Source organism: Legionella nagasakiensis, assembly GCF_900639915.1.
Classification (GTDB): Bacteria; Pseudomonadota; Gammaproteobacteria; order Legionellales; family Legionellaceae; genus Legionella_A; species Legionella_A nagasakiensis.
Map to the genome: position 1 here is coordinate 208,525 of NZ_CAAAID010000003.1, position 20,286 is coordinate 228,810.

Here is a 20,286-nt window from a genome sequence, read left to right on the forward strand (position 1 = left end):
CTCCGCTCAACGCTCATCCACCATCACCATCCAGATTAAAACAGCCATTAAAATTGGAATATTCTTCAATAACGGGCCGAGTGGATTTAACCATAAACTGGATAATCCTACTGTCGAAATCATGGTATAAACACCAATCGTTAACAATTGCATGATACCAAAAAATTGCTTTTGACGTGCAGCCATAATTCCTGCAGCAAGAAAAATATCCCAAAGGCAGCTAATAACTCGCAAAGAAGAAACCATCGTCGATGGGACGCCAAGGTGAAACAATAACTGCTCTGCTGATTGTTGATTGGTTAATAAGGGAATAAGGCCAGAAAAAAACCAAAGCAAAAACAAACTGAAAGTCAGTAAAGGCTGCAGAAAATATAACCTGGCATGCCATCTATCTTGCGTCTGACTAGGATAAAAATTTAATCCTTCTGGAAATGAAGTCAGATCAAAGTTGAGCAATGATCGCAACGCATTATAATCACCAACATTTTCTTGTAATATCATTTGATAAGAAACAGAATTCAATGGCCCTAAAGAAAAAACATCACCTAATTTTACCAAAAGCTTAATAAACCATTGAGGAATTGAATAGACTCTTGCCGACGGCAACCCTAGCCATTGTCGTAAAAAGAGCTGAATCGATTTAATGGTGGCAGTCTTCGGTCCAACCACATCAACAATACCACGATGCTCTTGTGCTAAAAAATAATCAATCACTCGAACCAAATCAAACATAGCAACGGGCTGGAAGCGGAATTGACCTGAACCGATTAAAGGAACAACGTAGGGAAGAGCGGACAAAGCACGTAGTAAAGAAGTCCCTCCATAAGCACCACTTGCATAGATTAAGGATGGCCTTAAAATACAAGCTGATACATTCATTTTCAATAAGGCTTCATCTGCTTTTCGCTTGGTCGTGACATAATCAATATCAGGACCATCGGCCACCCCAAGCGCTGAAATCTGAATCACGCGTTTTATCCGCAACTGTTCGCAAGCCTTAAATAGCGCAATAGGCGTTTGATAATGAATATTATCAATGTGTTGCTGGCTGGATGCAGCCAAAACTCCTACGCAATTGACTACTGCATCAATATTTGCCAACCGCGGTAACCAATCAGATGCTCGAATATCGCAACTGAAATCACAAGATATTACTTCAGTCATAGGAAATCGTGATTGGGTTTGGGCAATGGCACGAACACAGCATACAACTTGATGTCCACGACTTAAAAGATGGGAGACCAAATACCCACCAATAAAACCATTTGCTCCGGTGACAAGAATTCGCATGAAGTATCACTAAAAGGTAAATAGATTAATATAACGCAACATGCAAAAAATAGGTAATATATAGAAAAATTTATACAATTGATTTATCTTTCTTACAATTTTTGGCAAGATAACCCAAATTTATCTGATCAACTTGTTATGGCACTGATTAAATCCTCATTAGATGGAATAGGCACAGGCGCAGGTGTTGCCTGGCCATTTTTCGGTATTTTTACCTCATCTCTGGGAATTGCCGCCGGCAGCACACTGGCTTTGGTGACTGGTTCAATAGCAGGTTTATTATTTTGTGTTATCAGCGGCGCCATTTTTTATTGGTCTTATCAACATACTCAAAATAAGAAAACAACATTACAACTCAAACTCTTTAACCATCAAAAAAAACTAAACACGCTTCTCTCTCTTTACTTGGAGGATGGTTATCATGACTGCCTTTATCGCCATGGTGAAACCGATAAACCCATTGAGAAAGAAGCCATTATTGCGTATTTAAAAACTAAAATAGCCAAAGATCTTAAAGATAGCCATGGACAACCTCCCACTGCGTCTTTATTTTCCGCCTTACTGAATCATGAAGCATCAAAAGATTTGTTTGAGCAATTTGTGTTAAGTAAGAGAATGCCGTCGGCAAACATGAAAAAAAAGATGGACGACCGTATCTATGCGCTGACCAGTAAACTCCTACGCCAAGTATCAATAAAACCCATACCTAAAACAATCCTACTACGCTCAGCGTTCATGGGTGCGGCAGGTGCTTTTGGGGCGGTCGCTGGCTGTACAGCAGGATTTGTAGGTCTATTATCAGGTTTAGGCCTCATCACAGGATTCAGCGCGATCCCAATCATTGGCTGGGCTACCTTGGCAGTAGCCATTGGTCTAGCCATCCTTGTCGCCGTTAATACCGCTTCTCATATCACAGAAAGGCAGCGAATAAAAGAAATGCATTCCAACGCAAAATGTCTTTGTCAGGATTTACAACAGCGCCATACAAACCGTGAAATCAAGATAAAAGCCATGGATTATGCCAGAGAAATCATCAATCAAGCAGGCACCGAAGAAAGACCAGTAGGCTTTCCATTCTTCAAACCAAGTGTTCACATGACACAAGAACGTGATACAAGTCTTTCTCCCTATCCTATCAGCATACCTTAATAGTCTCGATTGGCTTGTACTGTCCCATCTTCTTTATAAATAACCAAACGTCCCCCCTTCTCCTTGACCAAATCGATCGCTTTTTCTACCGCCTCCTCTTTACGAGCATACACATAAGACGCTTTTTGACCACCAACCTTCCTCACCGCCCAACCCCGGGGATGGGGAAGAACATAGTATTCAATACCGTTTTCTTCACCTCCTGCAGCACTTTTCATTTGATTGTTTATGGTATCCACAGCAATCGCGATGGCAGGCTCTTCTTCATAGCCTTCTTCAATTAATGAATTTAAAATATCCATCACGTTACGACGCATAGAAGCGGATAAATGTTTCATTAAATCAGAATACTCCTTTTTAGACCCTGACATTTTATCTTTTCCTTTTTAACAGACCCTAAAACATTGCTTTCTGCATGATAAGACTCCATCGGAAGGGACCTTACTAATAGTATAGTAGGAGTATTCTGACGTTGTATTTCCTCCTTTAATCCTATCGCAATCAACGTAACCACAATTAAAACACCAGCTAAGAATTCGCTCATGATGAATACAAATCTAATTTAAAACCATTTATTGAATATAAACAGCTTCACTTGTGTCGTCAAGCACACCTGGATATAATCCCATAAAAATAGCTATGTATTCATTTTTAAGGACATCAATGCACGATAAGATTTTGGATGAGCACATATTAAATATTGTGCAAAATCAGGACATTCACGAACAAAGTGAGTTACAAAATAAGTTAAAAGAAAGAGGGTATGATATTCCTCAGGCCACTTTATCACGTCGTTTAAAAAAATTAAAAATTGCCAAAGTCGCAAATATTTACAAAATGGTTGATTTTAACTTGCCTAATTTACCTATTGTCTTAAACGTTCAAATCTCTGAATTTGGCTTGATTGTTTTGCACACACATCCAGGAAATGCCAACAGCCTAGGTTACTTTATTGACCAAAAATATGTAGCACTAAATTCACAACAATCAAAAAAAACAGGAATTCTGGGAACCATTGCCGGAGATGATACCGTTCTTTTGATTCTCAAAAGCAAAGCACATTTAGAATCTGTTTTGCAGCTATTACAAGAAGAGTTTCCTTATTTAAATCTTCCTGCAATAAATAATTAGGGCATGCCTTAGGCAACGTGAGGAATGTTGCCTAATGTTAAGAAAAAATCAAACTCACAAAAGCGAGCATCTACGTTTTGTTTTCTCCACATCATATTCAATTTTATCTTCTAGCGATGCAGTTGGCAAAGTTAATGCATGCTTGCCTTTAAATAGAATCAAAGCACTTATTTCCAGATAGCTTGGCAAGCACAATTCATATCTAGATGGATGGCGAGTTTTTCGAACTTTTACAGGTCTTGGTCTGCATTCGGACTCATCTAATATTGTATGCTCACGGATATCTCGAACTAAATTTTTTAAGTACTCATTCTCATCCATGACACTTCGATAATTAGTAAGCCGCTCCTCAAAGTAAGACAGTAAATCTTCTTTGGAACAGTCAAAGAGCGTTGAATTGTTGGTTTTATACCATAAAGAAAGAACTTCAATTTCAAAAATACAAGCATTTGCTTCGGTATTGCTGATTCCTGCTGCAATATTAAACGCATGTCCTGTTTCATGAACGAGAATACCAATCACTTTCATGGGAGGTTTATCTAAAAAATCTTCTTGCACGGCAATGGTTTTATTTTTCTCCCAAGTTCGGTGATATTTTCCTAATAACTTATACGTTTTTTCATTTACAAAAATGGCTGGATTACTGCCTATTCCCAAGAAATTATTTGGCGGAGTCAAAAAATCAATCACAAGCTCATCAATGGTTCCTCTTTTTCCATTACCAAGACCATTGTTTCCCGCCATACGACACTCATCTATTATTCTTTGAATATCCCTTTTTGTAAGCATCGCTATTTCCTCCGTGATTGTTAACTGGCTCCTTTAAAGCAATTAAAAACATAGAGCAAACTATTAAAAATTAGACGGATTCAAATCATTCGTCAATCCTTAACAAAATCGATGCAAGAAAACATCAGCAACGAGTCAAAAATAACAATTCATTTTTTCATAAAAAATCGTATTTAACCTTACCAAATTTCGTGCTGATTGAAATTCCAAAAAACTATGCTAGTTTAGGAATATCCTCAACCATCCACATTTTCGTTTTAAATTTTACGGATTAAAACCTATGGGCCTCATTATCGAAACCGACCGCCTCCTACTACGCCCCCCTCAGCCGGAAGATGCAATTCCTTTAAATCAAGCGATACATCGTTCGTTAAGTGAGCTACAACGATGGATGCCATGGTCAAAAGATCCAAGTCTCGCGATAACACAAGACTTTATTCAAAAAGCAATGGCTCAATGGGACACAGCCCAACAGACTGATTTTCCCTTGATTATTGTATACAAGCCTAAAAATATCATCGTTGGCAGCAGCGGTTATAATGAACATAGCAATCCTCAAGTTCCTTTTTTTGAGATTGGCTACTGGCTTGATACTCGATATACAGGTCTTGGCCTGGCGGTTGAATCCACGATCGCATTGACTAAACATGCCTTCGAAATACTTCAAGCCAAACGTGTACAAATTTGCATCCAGGCGGAAAATAAAAGAAGCATTCGAGTTGCCGAAAAATGCGGCTTTGAACTCGAAGCCAGACTGCGCTATCATCGAGTTGATTGTGACAGTAAAAAGCCGGCCGACGACTTGATCTATACCTGCTTCAGCCCGGCTAACCTTCCTCACAGCCCTAAATTCTAGTATAAAATTTATTGTTCAACCATTAAGCTTGCCTCCAGCAATGGCATATATACTTCATGGGGCGGTTGATGACCATTAAGCGTTCGATGAACAAATAAATCTAATAAAGCTTTTTTTGATTCTGGCGGAATGCCCGTTTGAATCTCGAGTGCCAAAGCAATTGCAGCATTAATTGCCGCCATTTGCTCTAATATATTTTTTATTTTTAAACTTTGTTCATCCTGACTTAACAACTTCATTGTTTTTATACGATCCGCCAAATTATCCAGACATCTCTTGAAGGATGGTTTATGCGGATTATTATCTTTAACCTGTTCTAACTGGTCGGATAAATAGGAAAGAAACAATTCATCAACATGAAACTTATGCATATCCCTTAACGTCTGCATCCATAATGTAAAATGCGTCCCTTCCCAATTTTCGCAGACAATACAATCTCTTAATAAACGAGGCAACGAAGAAAAGTTTTCAATAGTGCCATTGCCAGCCAGTATGTCCAAGCAATGATGAATGTTTTCCACACAACGTTGTGCTGTATAAAATTTATTTAAATTAGCCAAAGTTCTTAGCAACAATTGTTGGTTTTGAGACTGCTTTTCTCGCGGTTGTAAGTCAAGCTCATCCTGCTGTCGAACCATCTGAAAAATAGCCGCAAGCATCGCTGCATTTTCTGCTTTGATTTGCGCTAACAACTCTTTTACTAAAGGATAATCAATGATTTTGTGTTGGAATGCCAAACGATTACAAGCGTAATAATAAGCAATTTGATGGGCACGGCGAGCCATACCTAATACGGCAAACGCATTGAAAATTCTTGATAAATGCAGCACGTTTTCCATAACCAAATGAATTCCGTCTTCAACATCCCCCATGGGATAAGCAAATGCCCCATCAAAATCAATTTCTGCTGTTGCCATAGTCCGAGTACCGATTTTTTGTTTCAAACGTCGCAAGTGATAATGATTCTGGCTACCATCTGGCAATTGGCGTGGAACCAAAAACAATCCTAATCCTCGCGTTCCAGAACGCTCTCGATCAAATCGTGCAGTCATTAAAATCAAATCGGCATTTGCATTGGAACAGAACCATTTCTCCCCGGTAATCCGCCAATGTTGTTGTTCATCCTGCCGTGCCTGAGTGATGTTCGCACCAACGTCAGAACCACCTTGTATTTCCGTTAGAAATTGTGCGCCTGTGTAGTTAAAACGAAAGGAAGGCTGAGTTAATTTATTCAGATAATATTGATTTTCCTGCAAGTTAGAATAATGATTTAATATACGCATCACGCCTGCTGAGCAAGCAATAGGACAATTATGCCCTGCTTCCCCTGCATGTGAAGCGAGTAGAAACAGGCTGAGTGTCTTCAACATTTGACCAGGCGTCAACAAATAGTGCATTAAACCAGAACCATAAATGACATCACCAGCCCTAATGTAGGAAGGGTGATGCACAACCCTATCCTGCCGCTCACCAATCGCATTGTATTGCTCAATGTTTGGAAGGTTAGAATCGGCATTATTTTCCATCACCGCTGGCTCTAATTCATGAGCTACCTTATGTGAAAAATCAATGAGTTGATGAATAAACTCAGGGTCATTCGCAAAATACAATTGGTAAGTATGCATCAAGCAAGAATGTTCTAACAGCATGTTTTCTTGAAGCTGGATAGTCCATCTTGTCAAATGTTCCCTTGCTTGTTGATACGCATTTTTATTCATCATTTACCTCCTGTTCTCTTATCCTATGCACCACTCTCTCTCTACCTATTACTGTAACAAAGAATATATACGTTTACAGCATGCTACTGATTCAGTTTCGAAGAACCTTCTGTCTTCACACGAGGGTAGAATCATTGCAGCAGAGTAATACCCTATTCCTCAGAGTAAACGCATCTAATAGCGCAACCTAAAGTCAAAATGCCTACGTTACGCGCTTGCGCAGAATCCAACATAGATCTTGATATAAGATCGTATGGATGCTGTGCATAAGGCACCGCAAATAGGTAAAATAGGGGCCTTTTGTGCGCAACAATGAGATGCGTTTACCTTGCCCGATTTCCGCCCAAAGTTGGCTAATTATAAATTTCATGGTAGTGTAACCGGCTTATTGCCCATAAATTTTACATGTTTTACATTCGGCCCTCCCCATTCAGAGAGGATAGCCATGTTAAATTTAAACGTGTATGGCTTGATTAAAGGATTTACTAAGATGTCTAAAGCGTTTCTAAAAAAAATAAAACTGCCGATTTGCCTTCTTGCCATTCTTATTGGCCCCCTCTTTCTTGGCCCCTATATCCCTTTTGCCATTAAATCCATCAGTTATGCTTTAAGCTTGAGCATGAAAAGCATTCTTGAGTTTTTATTACCGTTCATTATTTTCAGTTTTGTCTTTTCATGCCTTGCCAATTTACAAAAAGGCGCTGTCTTTTTTGTGTTTTTATTGGTTACCTGCGTTTTTTGCTCCAATCTCTTGGCTCTTATGATTGGCTATTCTTCTGGTCGGCTGGGACTTAATTTGCTTCACTTTCAGGAAACAGCCCTAGGAGTCTCCTCACCCCTAACTCCAACGTGGCAATTCCATTTAAATAAGCTTATCTCAAATGATATTGCTTTATTCATTGGATTTATGACAGGAATTTTCTTTTCTATTTGGCCAAATGAAAAAGCCAAGAGAATTGCAGAACACTTAAATAAACTATCCAATGGTTTTCTAAAAAAAATATTTATCCCCGTCTTGCCCTTATTTATTTTAGGTTTTGTATTTAAATTAGAATACGAACAAGTATTACAAACCTCCTTAAAAATCTATGGGCCCATCTTAATTCTTGTCATTATCACGCAATGGTTGTATTTAAGTTTCTGGTATCTTGTCGCCAGTAACTTTTCATTTAAACAATTACTTTTTTATTTTAAAAACGTATTGCCTGCAAGCTTGACTGGCCTAAGTACTATATCAAGCGCTGCATCCATGCCAGTCTTGCTTATTTCGACTGAAAAGAACTTAAATAATCCTCAGCAAGCTAAAATGCTTGTTCCTGCCATTATTAATATTCATACCATTGGCAGTGCGATTGGCATCCCTATTCTAGGCCTGGCAACCCTATCCACCTTTGGTTTACCCATCCCTTCCCTCACCACATTTTTTATTTTTGCTTTATATACCGCACTTGCAAAATATGCGGTAGCAGCGGTACCGGGAGGCGTCATTATTGTGGTAGCGCCGATTCTCGAAGCACACCTTGGCTTTTCGGGCGAAATGATAGGATTAATCACTGCTGTATATTTAATTTGCGATCCATTTGGAACGACTGCGAATGTCACAGGAAATGGCGTATTCCCTATTTTATTTACTAAATTACATGCTAAATTAAAGCAAATTCAACGTCCTGATTTCATCGGTGCGAAAAAATCATCCTTAGAGTTTGTTAATAAATTCACTAAAAATAGCGCACAAGTTCTTAACAGGGATTCATAGCATTGACTGATACAACGACTTAAAATAAGGATATGAGTGATGGCAATATGGTTCAAACCAATAACTGCACACGATCTTAATCGACGAGGAGAACACACACTTTCAGATTTTCTTAACATCCGCTTCATCGAAGTGGGAGAAGATTCACTGACAGCAACCATGCCAGCGAATGAACGAACAAAGCAACCTATTGGGATCATTCATGGTGGTGCCAATGTTGTTTTAGCAGAAACGCTTGCCAGTACTGCAGCCAATGCCGTAGTCGATTTAAGTAAGTTTTATTGCGTTGGCTTAGAAATTAATGCAAATCATATTCGATCAGTGAAAGAAGGCATTGTCACTGCAATCACTCGTCCAATTCATATAGGCCGTACAACCCATGTTTGGCATGTTGAGATTTTTAATGAGGCAGGCAAACAGACCTGCGTATCAAGAATGACGGCCTCCGTTATCTCTCGATGACTCAATAAAATGCGCTATTAATGACAATAATAACTTATTAAATCAAATAAGAACTGGCGATAGCGCTCCATGGCATCCATACAAACGGATTCGTTAGGTTGATGTGCCTGCTCTATCTCTCCTGGACCAAAAACCACGGCGGGAATTGAAGCCTGTTGAAAAAGTCCTGCCTCTGTTACAAAAGGAACGGTAGTCACTTTAACCTTATCGTCAGGTAAAAACTGTTTTAAAAACTGAATAACCGCCTGATTTTTAGTTGCTGTTAAGCCTGGCACGAACGAAATGAGCTGATGCGTCATATCAACCTGAGAATCAGCGCGAACTTTTTGACTGAGGCTCTTCAAAGAATCATTGAATCGCTCCATATTGATCTGCGGAAGCGGCCGGCATTCCCAGTCAATCCAACAATGTTCTGCAATAATATTGAGCGCATTACCGCCATCAATCCTCCCGGCATTAAACGTTGTTTGCGGAGGATTAAACCGTTCATCTTTATCAGCAGGCATGATTGCAGATAATTGTTGCAAAAAATCAACCGCAGCCATAATGGCGCTATGCCCTAAATGCGGACAACTCGAATGAGCAGCTTTCCCGGTAAATTCAGTTCTTGTTGCCAGTAGACTTTTATGGGCATTGACCAAGGCACTGTTTGTTGGCTCGCCAATTAAAGCAAAATCAATAGATTTTGCTAACCCGGCCAATTCCTCTTGTAATGCTTTTGCACCAAAACAACCAATTTCTTCATCGTAGGTAAACACTAAATATAATGGTTTTCTGAGAGAACTTAAATTAATAGATGCCACAACATCACAAACAAGTGCAATAAATCCTTTCATGTCCGCTGTACCTCGACCAATCAAACGATTATTTTTTGTAATCAGCTGAAACGGAGGTGACTGCCAAGACTGGCCTTCCACTGGAACAACATCGGTATGACCCGATAACAGGATTCCACTGTGTTCTTTTGGCCCAATGACCGCAATCAGATTGGCTTTACTTTTGTCCTGATTGTAATAGTAGTGAGTTTCAAACCGATGATGGCGTAAATAAGAAGCCAGGTGGTCAATAAATGGCAAATTACTTTGCTGCGAGATTGTATTAAATGCGACAAACTGCGCCAATAACTCCCTATAGGCATGCTTGATGACCATTATAAAGTTCCTTTTAATTTGAGACACGCTCTATTTTTCATCTGTGCTATCAATCCAAAAACATTTTTGCAATTTCCATGCTTAATATCTTAATATTTATCTCGTGTTTCACAAAAGGAATAAAAATGAAATTAGCCACGCTAAAATCAAACACTGTTCGCGATGGTGAGTTGTGCGTTGTCAATAGGACTCTAACCAAAGCAATACGTGTTGCGCAGATTGCCCCAACGCTGCAAATCGCAATTGAAAACTGGTCTGTTGTTAAAAAACAACTCGACGAAATCTATCAGCAATTGAATGAAAGCCATCTCAAAGACACATTTCCTTTTGATGCCAGCGCGTTTGCCTCTCCTTTACCACGTGCCTATCAATGGGCTGATGGCAGTGCTTACGTTAATCATGTCGAATTAGTGAGAAAAGCTCGTGGTGCAGAAATGCCTGCTAATTTTTGGACTGATCCACTGATGTATCAAGGAGGCTCTGATGGTTTTCTTGCCCCTAAAGAGCCAATCCTTGTGACAGATGAAGCTTATGGTATTGATTTTGAAGCCGAAGTCGCCGTCATTACGGATGATGTGGACATGGGAATTGATCCTGAGTCCGCAGAACGGCATATCTGTTTATTGATGCTGGTCAACGATGTCTCTTTGCGTAACCTTATTCCCAATGAAATCGCAAAAGGATTTGGGTTTTTCCAATCAAAACCAGCAAGCAGTTTCTCCCCAGTTGCAGTCACTCCCGATGAACTGGGTCAACATTGGGATAAAAAGCGCCTGCATTTACCATTATTAAGTTATCTAAATAATCAATTATTTGGTCAACCCAATGCTGGTGTTGATATGACCTTTTCTTTCCCGGAATTGATTGCTCATGCCGCCAAAACCAGACACCTATGTGCTGGAACCATTATTGGCTCTGGGACCGTATCGAATCTCGATCGTAGCAAAGGTTCCTCTTGTATCGCGGAAAAGCGAATGCTGGAAATTCTTGCGCAAGGAGAACCCACAACACCATTTATGCATTTTGGCGACACCATCCGCATTGAAATGAACGACGAACAGGGACAAAGTATTTTTGGTGCCATCGAACAACAAGTTTGTCCTGCCAGTAACCTGTTAACTCCAAACCATCAAGCCAAGGAACGACGTGAAATTATATGATTATTATCGCTCCACCGCGAGCTATCGAGTGCGGATTGCTCTGAATTTGAAAAACATCAGTTACGAAACCATCCCTGTACACTTGATTAATCATGGTGGCGAGCAGCATCATCCAGATTACCTTAAAATCAATCCCCAAGGGCTGGTGCCAACGTTGGATGAAAACGGCCATATTCTCAGTCAATCGCTTGCCATCATTGAATATTTGGACGAAATAAATCCAACGCCAGCCCTATTACCTCAGCATCCCTTAGGGCGCGCTGTAGTAAGAAGTCTCGCCTTTACGATTGCCTGCGATATGCATCCAATTAATAATCTAAGAGTTTTACAACAATTACGCCAACAATTTCAAGCAACGGATCACCAGATCAATGACTGGTATCATTTGTGGTTAAAAAAAGGATTTGATGCTTTGGAAAAACGATTGGCAGAACTGCCGCGAAAACATTATGTCTGCTATGGCAACGATATCACCCTTGCTGACCTTTGTCTTATTCCACAAGTCTACAATGCTAAACGATTTAATTTTTCAATGAGCAATTACCCACTTATCAACGAAATTAACGACCATTGTCTTGAATTACCAGCATTTCTTGAGGCAGCCCCGGAGGCCTAGCCTCCGGTCCTTGTCCATTATCATTAATCAAAGGGGACGTGACTATCCGGAATATAGAAATAAAAACCCTTAGTCAACAAGAAAAAACCCACCACAAAAAGAATGACTACCGCGACATAATACCCGGGTCCTGCATATACTTTTTTGCTCCAATGAAGCAATGATTCCGGCATAGCAAGCCATAAGACTGATTTAATGAGAATAAACCAGGAAATAATAGTAATGACCACCCGAGGTTCCCATACCCATATATTATGTACAAGAATAAGGAATAACCCCAGCATCAAACCAAACGACGCACTGCAAACAATGGATACATTATTTGCCTGCAGGTTCTGAATCATTTCACGATAAAAACTAACTTTGCTCAAAAGAATAATGGCTGTGATAATCATGTACAATCCGAAAATCTGAGCCAATAAATAAGAATGAAAAAGTGCACCGAACATAGCTCGCTCCCTGCTGATGGTTCTCTTATAATTAAAGACTGAATTTCTTTATTTTGCAACTATTTGAACCACACTATTTGAACCACACTATTTGAACCACACTGCTGCTTACTTTACTATTTGGAGCACTCTAAAACGTTGTTTTGCAACCATTAAAACCAAGCCTTGGCAATTTGTACGGTAGATGTGCCTTGAGCGTTTCGCTGCAGCATGGTCCACGTAGTGGTGCATCGCTGAATACGCCCGATAAGAGAAGTATTATTATTGCAACGGTAACGCACGTTTAAACCATCATACATATCGTCCGTTGTCACGGCTAAACATTGCTCACCATCAACCAATTCAACTGCCCATGGATAAGCGTTTGAAATATCCAGTTTTTCATGCATACTGTCATCCAAAGGATAATTTACAGTGATTTTTATCCCATGACCAGACCAGGGAGATTCTGTACACACAGCCTCGTCATTCAAACCAAAGCGTTTTACAAAACATGGATCATAGATTTTCCCTTCAGCCATGCATTTCCAAGCGTCTTCACGAACAATCAACTGCGATTGTTGGCGACAGAAACCCGATGTTTTACGGTCAATGATTAATGTAGGATGGTGGCTTGTCTCGGCAAAAGGCCGATAAAACAATAACTCCGTATCATTGGCAAACAGAGAAGCCGGCCATGCCATCATAAGAACAATTAATTTGCCAATCCAGTTTGTCGGTATAAGTCGGCTATACTTTGAGATAAACTTCCACATGATATTTCCTGTATTTATTTTGGTAGCCTGTTGGATAATGCGCAGCAATATCCAGGGCATGATTCATTATAATCTAGTTGCCATATAAGCAGTAATCGACTTTTGTCCATAGAGCCAATTGAGTTTTTGAATAAGCCTAGTGTATTATTCCTGATTGATTATCATCAACAAAACGGTCGTGCCTCTGTCAAACACTTCCTCCTCATATCAAGAAGTATCGATGAGTCCCTAGATGTTGCGACTAATACAGTATTATTTGGAGTATATTATGGCTGACACTTACACAGTAAAACAATGTTTAGACGGTGAAATCCGTGTTGATGAAACCGTGAGCGTGCAAGGATGGGTAAAAACCCGCCGAGATTCAAAAGCAGGATTGTCTTTTATTAGCCTGCATGATGGCTCGTGTTTTGCCCCAATCCAGATTGTAGCGCCTGCTGAACTGCCGAATTACCAGCGAGACATTCTCAAGTTAACTACTGGTTGCTCTCTTATTGCCTCAGGAAAGTTGGTTGCCTCCCAAGGAAAAGGGCAAACGTTTGAAATTCAGGCTGAGCAAATTGAGGTGGTTGGCTGGATTGAAAATCCAGATACGTATCCCATGCAAGCCAAGCGCCATACGCTTGAGTTTTTAAGAGAAGTGGCGCATTTACGTCCACGAACAAACACCATCAGTGCAGTAACCCGCGTCAGACATTGTCTTTCACAAGCCATTCATCGCTTTTTCCATGAGCGCGGCTATTTTTGGATTCATACACCAATTATTACTGCCAGCGACTGCGAGGGTGCTGGCGAACTATTCCGTGTTAGCACTCTGGATTTACAAAATCTTCCTAAAACTGAACATGCTCAGATTGATTTTTCCAAAGATTTTTTTGCAAAAGAAACCTTTCTAACCGTATCTGGGCAATTGAACGTCGAAGCCTATTGCTTGGCAATGTCTAAAGTATACACATTCGGACCCACTTTTCGTGCTGAAAATTCCAACACCAGCCGCCATCTGGCCGAATTTTGGATGGTAGAACCTGAGATAGCTTTTGCTTCGCTTAAAGACATCTGTAAGCTCAGTCAAGATTTATTACACTATTTATGTAAAATTGTCCTCGAAGAATGTAATGATGATATGAATTTCTTTAATCAATTTGTGGATCAAGAATGCATCGAGCGTCTTGAGCATCTTATCCACTCTGATTTTGAGATCATGACGTATACTCACGCCATTGATGTTTTACAAAAAGCCAATGCCAATTTTGAGTTTCCCGTGCATTGGGGACTGGATCTGCAATCCGAGCATGAGCGTTATCTTGCCGAAAAATTATGTAAGAAACCCGTCATCATCACCGATTATCCGAAAGACATTAAAGGTTTTTATATGCGGCTGAATGACGATGGGCGCACGGTTGCCGCCATGGATGTGCTTGCCCCGGGAATTGGTGAAATCATAGGCGGCAGTCAACGTGAAGAACGGCTAGACGTGTTAGACAAACGTATGGATGAATGTCATTTAAACAAGGAAACCTACAGCTGGTATCGAGATTTACGCCGCTATGGGACCGTTCCTCATGCAGGATTTGGTCTGGGACTTGAACGCCTGGTTGGTTATGTCACAGGAATTAATAACGTACGTGACGTCATTCCTTTCCCACGCACCCCTGGACATGCGGATTATTAAAAAATCCCTCCCTTATTAACACAGGGAGGTTAGAAGGGATTTTTCTAACAAGAAGCCTCTAACAAACGCCCATCCTGCAAGCTCATGATTTTATCCATGCGTTTTGCCAAGCCCATATCATGAGTCACAATCACCAAGGCTGTCTTCATCTGACGATTTAAATGCAACATCAGCTCAAAGATTCGAACCGCTGTTGCATGATCCAAGTTCCCCGTTGGTTCATCGGCAAACACACAGTGTGGTTGATGAACCAACGCTCGTGCAATGGCCACCCGCTGCCTTTCTCCACCAGACAGTTGAGCAGGCTTATGCTCTGCTCTGGCACTAAGGCCGACTTGCTCAAGAATGTCAAAAGCGGTAAGTCGTGCCGCCTGAATCGATTGACCCGCTAATAACAAAGGCAAGGCAATGTTTTCAAGGGCCGTAAATTCTGGCAATAAATGATGAAACTGATAAATGAAGCCTAAGTGTTTATTACGCACCTGGCAACGCTGTTTTTCAGTTAACCTTTGCCAATCCATATCCTGGATAAATACCTGCCCCTCACTCGGCTTATCAAGTCCTCCCAGTAAATGCAATAAGGTACTTTTACCGGAACCTGAGGGGCCAACAATCGCAATTCGGTCGCCTTTATTAATGGAAAAATCCAGCGCCTTCAATACATCAATCGATGTATTGCCATCATAATAAGATTTACTGAGCGCATGACAATTTACAATCGGTTCACTCATAATGTAATGCCTCCGCAATGACTGTTTTTGCCGCACGCCAAGAAGGATAGATGGTCGCTGCAAAACTCATCAAAAGTGCAGCAGCGCAGATATGCCAGAGATCACGGAATAGAATTTTTGCCGGCAAATAATCGACAAAATAGATATTGGAAGAAAACAATTGCACCCCAAATAACGATTGCAAGACATTGACAATATCTGTTACGTTGCTGGCCAATAATAATCCGCCCAGTAACCCCAATATCGTGCCCACAAGGCCCACCGTCATTCCTTGCACAATAAAAATCCATAAGATCAACGATGGTGTTGCGCCAATGGTTCGTAAAATGGCTATTTCCGCTTGTTTATCATTCACCACCATCACTAAGGAAGACACCAGATTAAAGGCAGCTACCGCGATGATCAGCAGCAGGATAAGAAACATCATGGTTTTTTCCATCTTCACTGCCTGAAAAAAAGCACCGAATTGCTGCGTCCAGTTGCCAACTTCATAATCCGGTCCCAATTTAGCCGCCAATTGTTCGGAAAGCTGAGGGGCCTGATAAATATTGGCAATTTTCATTTTTATGCCACTCACCGCATCACCAAGCTGCAATAATTTCTGCGCATCTTCTAGATTGATAAAAGCAAGTTTTGTATCAAAATTAAATCCTGTTCCTGCTGAAAACACGCCTTTTACGGTAAATCGCTTAAAACGAGGAATCATCCCTGCCGGCGTCACCGTTGCCTGAGGAATCATGATCGTTACTTTATCTCCTACCATCACCCCCAGACTATCCGCCAAACCCCGCCCCAGAATAATACCGAAATGCTGCAATTCTTTCATATCACCCACCAGCAACTTATCCTGCAAATGATTAACGCGTTGTTCATAATCAGGCGCAATGCCCGTTAAAACAATCGGCAACACTTGTCCCTCACGGGTCAGCAATCCCTGCCCCCCAACATAAGGAGCAATGGCAATGACGCCAGATTCCTTCTCTAATTGACTGGCGAGTGCTTGCCAATTGTTAATTTTCCCATCCTGGCCGGTTATCGTAATTTCAGGCGCCATGCCAAAAAACCGCTTGTGAATTTCCTCATCAAAGCCGTTCATCACTGAAAGAACGGTAATGAGCACCATCACTCCCATCCCAATGCCTAACATCGAACTTAATGAAATAAAGGACACAAAATGATTTTTCTTTTTAGCGCGTGTATAACGCAATCCTATATAGAATGCCAAAGGCTTGAACATAACGGAACTGACTTTAGTAAAAACATTATTGTAGCAGGCTTCTCATGAACGCACCTTACACAACCCTATCTTTTTTGCATCTTCTTCAATAGGCGCCATTTAAAGTACTATCAAAAATGGCATTTTATTGCTTAGAGTACTTAACTCCTCCCTGGATTTAAAAGGAGATTGGAAGGGATTTTTTAAGTTAACTAACCCATTAATCTCAACCAGCCCGAATGGTTATTGAGGGAGCAGACGGCGCCTCATCGTCGGTAACCACAATCTTTTTAGCTTCTACCGCCACTTCAACGGCCGCTTTTAAGTTCCTAAATTGCTTTGCCATTTTTTGCGGGCGCTGAGATTCATCAGTTAGGCCAAAGACGTGGGTTATGGACTCAAAACGCTCTTGATCGTTAACCTCTGGATTACGTACAACCGTTTTTAAATGATTAAACATTTTCCGATAAGAAGGAGAAAAAATACGTAAAAATAAATGGCCAAGAGACTTTTCGCGTGCAGCGATGAATTCATTTGCTTTCTGAATAACCGACTGTTGTTTATCTTCTTTCATCCCAGAAACCAGCTCATTGATAGAATGTTTCATCGAAACCATGTTCTCAGCAGCACTTTTTATCGCGCCCCTCATCTCATTAATTTTCACGTTAGAAGTAGATGGTTTGGATGAAGTCACAAATCCCGTATCAACCATTGCCTTCTGATAAACTTCGCTTACAATTGCATCAAATGAGCTATGTAAATCCTTAATATCCAAGCCTTGTGCACTCAATGAAGTCAACGTTTCTTCAATCATTGCCAATCGGTTAATCCTATCTTCTTGCGCAAATAAAATGCTTTTTGCCTTATCAATATCCTCAAGCACTTGCTGATAAATAACACGAATTCCATTTACATCATGGTTTTCAGGTTGAGATTTTTCTATAAGCCCTTCCCAGTGCGCTGTCAACGATGCAACATCCATTTGTTGCAAATCAGCCAATGCTTCCAGTTGCACCTCCATATCTTCCAGAAGCACAATAGAACGCTCTGCCCTTTCTTGTGCTCGCCGGGCATAGGGTTTAAACTCTTCAGGCTTATCGGCAGACAGCTCTTCTCCTGTTAAATCTCTCACCTCAGAAGAAAGACGTGCCAACGTTTCATGCATGCAAGCGGTCAATCCTTGTCGAGAAACTGTTCCTGCTTCGACCCCACCTAAAGCCGTCGGCATACCCCAGCTTCCCGTCCAGAACGCGGCTTTAAGTTTTCCACCAACACTGCCATGCTGATAATTAAAATATTCAAGCCAGCCTGCTCGCTTATTATCAGGGATATGAAGATCATCCATCAGTTGGGTAAATTTTTCTTTCGTATTAATATGTTGCCAAAAACGTTGTAACGAATCATCATCGGTGAGTAATACTTGCTGCAATTGCTGCATCCGCTCGCATTGTGCTTCATCAAAACCAGACGTCTTACGTTGAATCACTTGCTGTTGGCGTTTTGCACCCGCTAATTGCGCTTTAAACCGGGTCAATGGATTATCGTCATCCACCAGGTTTCGTCCGATCACCGCATGGCTGGATTCTACAGACTTCTCTGCCGTTAATGTTTCTTGCAATGCATTGAATTTCGCTGCTATTTTTTCTTTTACTGCAGGTAACATTACCTTTAAATCTTCAGGCAAAAATCCTGCCATACGACTGGTTTTCATGGTTTCTTCGAAATAGCACATAATGGCATAGGAAGAAAGCAGTGTTTCCTGAGTTATTGTTGGATCGAGTTGATGAATATCATATTGTTCAATCCAACGATCCAATCCCTGACATAGTGCATTAATTGCCTCGTGATTAAGTTTAATGCCAAATCCTAAAGAGCCAAAACCATTGATCCAACCATTGCTTAACCCAGACAAGAGTGTATTAATAGGCTCTCTCTCCGGGCTATCTTCCGGCAACGCATTTTTTCGTTCAACCGCTGCAGCCGCCAGGGCAAACACCAACGTCCAGGTGCGCTTGCCACTGCTTGCGGTTTCAAGCGTTGCCTTAATGCCGTCTTTTTTCTTCATCTCCTGTTCGATATACGCAAGCTGCTCGGCAAGCGGCTGTCCCATACTGCTTGTAACAAATGCTTTAAACGCACCGTTAATACCTCGTTGATATCGTGCAAACGCTGGATCAACGTTTCTTTTACCGCCATAACTGGACAGGAGAGCAACCGTTTGCTGTAAGACATCCGCATCAAACATGTATATGACTCTTTTTGATGATTTCTTTAGCGTTCTATTATAAATGGATCACATTAAGCGTGGATTAACATTTAAATGGTTGTATGATGGCTAAAATGATTTTGGAGCCTGGTTAATGTTTATGCGTTAACCAGGTTTGCTGTAGGGAGGAAAGCTTCCCGGATATCGCTGCGCGCTATCCAGGCTACTGGCTGGCCAAAAATAGAGAAGATTAAAAGGCCTTGATGCAGCGAACATGAAGTGGCTCTACCTTGTTACCCGGTTGTTGCTCTCCACTGGAGGTATTTTGTTGCCATGCCAACTCGCTTTGTGCCATTCCACTTTGCTCGGTAGAACTCCAATACCTGTCAGGCTGAGCTGGTAATCCTCCTATTGTATCCCGTTGTTGATACAAGAGGCTAATCTCAGTCTTGCTTGGCAAATACCAGCCATTTCCTTGATCATTACATGCATCGGCGGCTGGAAAAGTAGCTGGCAGCGGTGGATTTGCAAGAATCGCGGCTGTATTGGCCTGCCCTATCCCAATCCCATCCGCCTGGGTGCCTCGATATCCATCTGCTCCTCCTGGCCCTGTTCCCCATGAAAATGTATCGGCAGGCATGGACATAGGATTTGGAACATTCGTTTCTTGCGCAACCAAGCCATGCTGGCCGGTGGCATCCACCCAGAATACAATGCCTTCCTGAGGACCCCCAGCAGGATATGGGTCACCGACGGCATACACCGGTCCGCCTTGATCAACCCATTCGGTATTAAAATCAGTACCATCGATCTTAGCGAGTACTTGCCCGGCAGTACCTCCCGCTGGAACCCCCTCACCATCCTCCCCTGCTGGACCTTGCACGCCTTGAGGACCTTGCGCACCCTGAGGACCTTACACACCCTGAGGACCTTGTGCGCCTTGAGGACCTTGCGCACCCTGAGGACCTGCTGGACCTTGCGGGCCTGCCGGGCCTTGCGGCCCTACAGGAATGGTGGCAATTTGTGATTGCAGTTGCACATACACCTCCTGCACCTTGGTATCCACATATTGCTGGGTAGCAGGGTTACCTGCATAGACCGTATTGAAGAAAGGAGAAATCGAAAGAAACAGAATGGCATAGCGCTTTTTAAACATGATGTTCCCTATCTTAACGTTTA

General features: G+C 41.4%; 20 protein-coding genes. 8 read left to right on the forward strand and 12 right to left on the reverse strand.

Annotated features, from left to right (window positions below; all coding sequences use genetic code 11):
- Positions 1 to 6 precede the first annotated feature (6 nt).
- On the reverse strand, positions 7 to 1,290 hold the full coding sequence (locus E1O52_RS03945; protein ID WP_133127401.1) for an SDR family oxidoreductase: 1,284 nt from the start codon (positions 1,288 to 1,290) through the stop codon (positions 7 to 9).
- A 138-nt stretch (positions 1,291 to 1,428) separates the two neighbouring features.
- Between E1O52_RS03945 and E1O52_RS03950 the strand changes: the two genes are divergently transcribed.
- Positions 1,429 to 2,439 carry a hypothetical protein gene (locus tag E1O52_RS03950; protein WP_133127402.1) on the forward strand — a complete coding sequence of 337 codons (1,011 nt, stop codon included), beginning with the start codon at positions 1,429 to 1,431 and terminating at the stop codon, positions 2,437 to 2,439.
- Here the strand turns inward: E1O52_RS03950 and E1O52_RS03955 are convergent.
- Entirely contained in the window at positions 2,436 to 2,810 is a 375-nt protein-coding gene (locus E1O52_RS03955; protein ID WP_133127403.1) for a DUF2188 domain-containing protein, read from the reverse strand. The genes E1O52_RS03950 and E1O52_RS03955 overlap by 4 nt on opposite strands.
- A 292-nt stretch (positions 2,811 to 3,102) precedes the next feature.
- Here E1O52_RS03955 and E1O52_RS03960 point away from each other — a divergent pair, with 292 nt between their 5' ends.
- Positions 3,103 to 3,570, forward strand: coding sequence for an arginine repressor (locus E1O52_RS03960; protein ID WP_133127404.1), 468 nt, complete (start codon positions 3,103 to 3,105; stop codon positions 3,568 to 3,570).
- 54 nt (positions 3,571 to 3,624) lie between these two features.
- Here the strand turns inward: E1O52_RS03960 and E1O52_RS03965 are convergent, their stop codons facing one another.
- Positions 3,625 to 4,359 carry a hypothetical protein gene (locus tag E1O52_RS03965; protein ID WP_133127405.1) on the reverse strand — a complete coding sequence of 245 codons (735 nt, stop codon included), beginning with the start codon at positions 4,357 to 4,359 and terminating at the stop codon, positions 3,625 to 3,627.
- Positions 4,360 to 4,639: 280 nt separating this feature from the next.
- Between E1O52_RS03965 and E1O52_RS03970 the strand changes: the two genes are divergently transcribed.
- Positions 4,640 to 5,215 carry a GNAT family N-acetyltransferase gene (locus E1O52_RS03970; protein WP_133127406.1) on the forward strand — a complete coding sequence of 192 codons (576 nt, stop codon included), beginning with the start codon at positions 4,640 to 4,642 and terminating at the stop codon, positions 5,213 to 5,215.
- Between the two features lie 8 nt (positions 5,216 to 5,223).
- On the opposite strand, the gene E1O52_RS03975 is transcribed toward E1O52_RS03970, so the two are convergent.
- Positions 5,224 to 6,936, reverse strand: coding sequence for an acyl-CoA dehydrogenase family protein (locus E1O52_RS03975; protein ID WP_133127407.1), 1,713 nt, complete (start codon positions 6,934 to 6,936; stop codon positions 5,224 to 5,226).
- 442 nt (positions 6,937 to 7,378) lie between these two features.
- Here E1O52_RS03975 and E1O52_RS03980 point away from each other — a divergent pair, with 442 nt between their 5' ends.
- Positions 7,379 to 8,689, forward strand: a complete 1,311-nt coding sequence (locus tag E1O52_RS03980; RefSeq protein ID WP_133127408.1) for a cation:dicarboxylate symporter family transporter — start codon at positions 7,379 to 7,381, stop codon at positions 8,687 to 8,689.
- 39 nt (positions 8,690 to 8,728) lie between these two features.
- Positions 8,729 to 9,151 (forward strand): hotdog fold thioesterase, encoded by a 423-nt coding sequence (locus E1O52_RS03985; RefSeq protein WP_133127409.1) that lies wholly within the window; start codon positions 8,729 to 8,731, stop codon positions 9,149 to 9,151.
- Positions 9,152 to 9,168: 17 nt separating this feature from the next.
- Here the strand turns inward: E1O52_RS03985 and argE are convergent, their stop codons facing one another.
- Entirely contained in the window at positions 9,169 to 10,302 is a 1,134-nt protein-coding gene (gene argE, locus E1O52_RS03990; protein WP_133127410.1) for an acetylornithine deacetylase, read from the reverse strand.
- 125 nt (positions 10,303 to 10,427) lie between these two features.
- Between argE and E1O52_RS03995 the strand changes: the two genes are divergently transcribed.
- Together E1O52_RS03995 and maiA are read left to right on the forward strand one after the other, a co-directional pair.
- Entirely contained in the window at positions 10,428 to 11,462 is a 1,035-nt protein-coding gene (locus tag E1O52_RS03995) for a fumarylacetoacetate hydrolase family protein (protein WP_133127411.1), read from the forward strand.
- On the forward strand, positions 11,449 to 12,078 hold the full coding sequence (gene maiA / locus E1O52_RS04000) for a maleylacetoacetate isomerase (RefSeq protein WP_133127412.1): 630 nt from the start codon (positions 11,449 to 11,451) through the stop codon (positions 12,076 to 12,078). Before E1O52_RS03995 ends, maiA begins: the two co-directional genes overlap by 14 nt.
- Positions 12,079 to 12,101: 23 nt before the next feature.
- Here the strand turns inward: maiA and E1O52_RS04005 are convergent, their stop codons facing one another.
- Both E1O52_RS04005 and E1O52_RS13330 read right to left on the reverse strand, forming a co-directional pair.
- Positions 12,102 to 12,527, reverse strand: coding sequence for a hypothetical protein (locus tag E1O52_RS04005; protein WP_133127413.1), 426 nt, complete (start codon positions 12,525 to 12,527; stop codon positions 12,102 to 12,104).
- 152 nt (positions 12,528 to 12,679) lie between these two features.
- A complete protein-coding gene (locus tag E1O52_RS13330) occupies positions 12,680 to 13,282 on the reverse strand; it encodes a hypothetical protein (protein WP_242602149.1) in 603 nt (200 codons plus the stop codon).
- A gap of 268 nt (positions 13,283 to 13,550) precedes the next feature.
- On the opposite strand from E1O52_RS13330, the gene asnS reads away from it, so the two are divergent.
- Positions 13,551 to 14,954: an asparagine--tRNA ligase gene (gene asnS, locus E1O52_RS04015; RefSeq protein ID WP_133127414.1), complete on the forward strand. Its 1,404-nt coding sequence runs from the start codon at positions 13,551 to 13,553 to the stop codon at positions 14,952 to 14,954.
- A 44-nt stretch (positions 14,955 to 14,998) separates the two neighbouring features.
- Here the strand turns inward: asnS and lolD are convergent, their stop codons facing one another.
- From lolD to E1O52_RS13275, 5 genes are all read right to left on the reverse strand, one after another.
- On the reverse strand, positions 14,999 to 15,685 hold the full coding sequence (gene lolD / locus E1O52_RS04020) for a lipoprotein-releasing ABC transporter ATP-binding protein LolD (protein WP_133127415.1): 687 nt from the start codon (positions 15,683 to 15,685) through the stop codon (positions 14,999 to 15,001).
- Entirely contained in the window at positions 15,678 to 16,922 is a 1,245-nt protein-coding gene (locus tag E1O52_RS04025; protein ID WP_133127416.1) for a lipoprotein-releasing ABC transporter permease subunit, read from the reverse strand. Before E1O52_RS04025 ends, lolD begins: the two co-directional genes overlap by 8 nt.
- A 205-nt stretch (positions 16,923 to 17,127) precedes the next feature.
- Positions 17,128 to 19,146 carry a hypothetical protein gene (locus E1O52_RS04030; RefSeq protein ID WP_133127417.1) on the reverse strand — a complete coding sequence of 673 codons (2,019 nt, stop codon included), beginning with the start codon at positions 19,144 to 19,146 and terminating at the stop codon, positions 17,128 to 17,130.
- A gap of 211 nt (positions 19,147 to 19,357) precedes the next feature.
- Positions 19,358 to 19,990: an Lcl C-terminal domain-containing protein gene (locus E1O52_RS04035; RefSeq protein WP_133127418.1), complete on the reverse strand. Its 633-nt coding sequence runs from the start codon at positions 19,988 to 19,990 to the stop codon at positions 19,358 to 19,360.
- Positions 19,991 to 20,020: 30 nt separating this feature from the next.
- A complete protein-coding gene (locus E1O52_RS13275) occupies positions 20,021 to 20,263 on the reverse strand; it encodes a collagen-like protein (protein WP_207384173.1) in 243 nt (80 codons plus the stop codon).
- Positions 20,264 to 20,286: the final 23 nt, after the last annotated feature.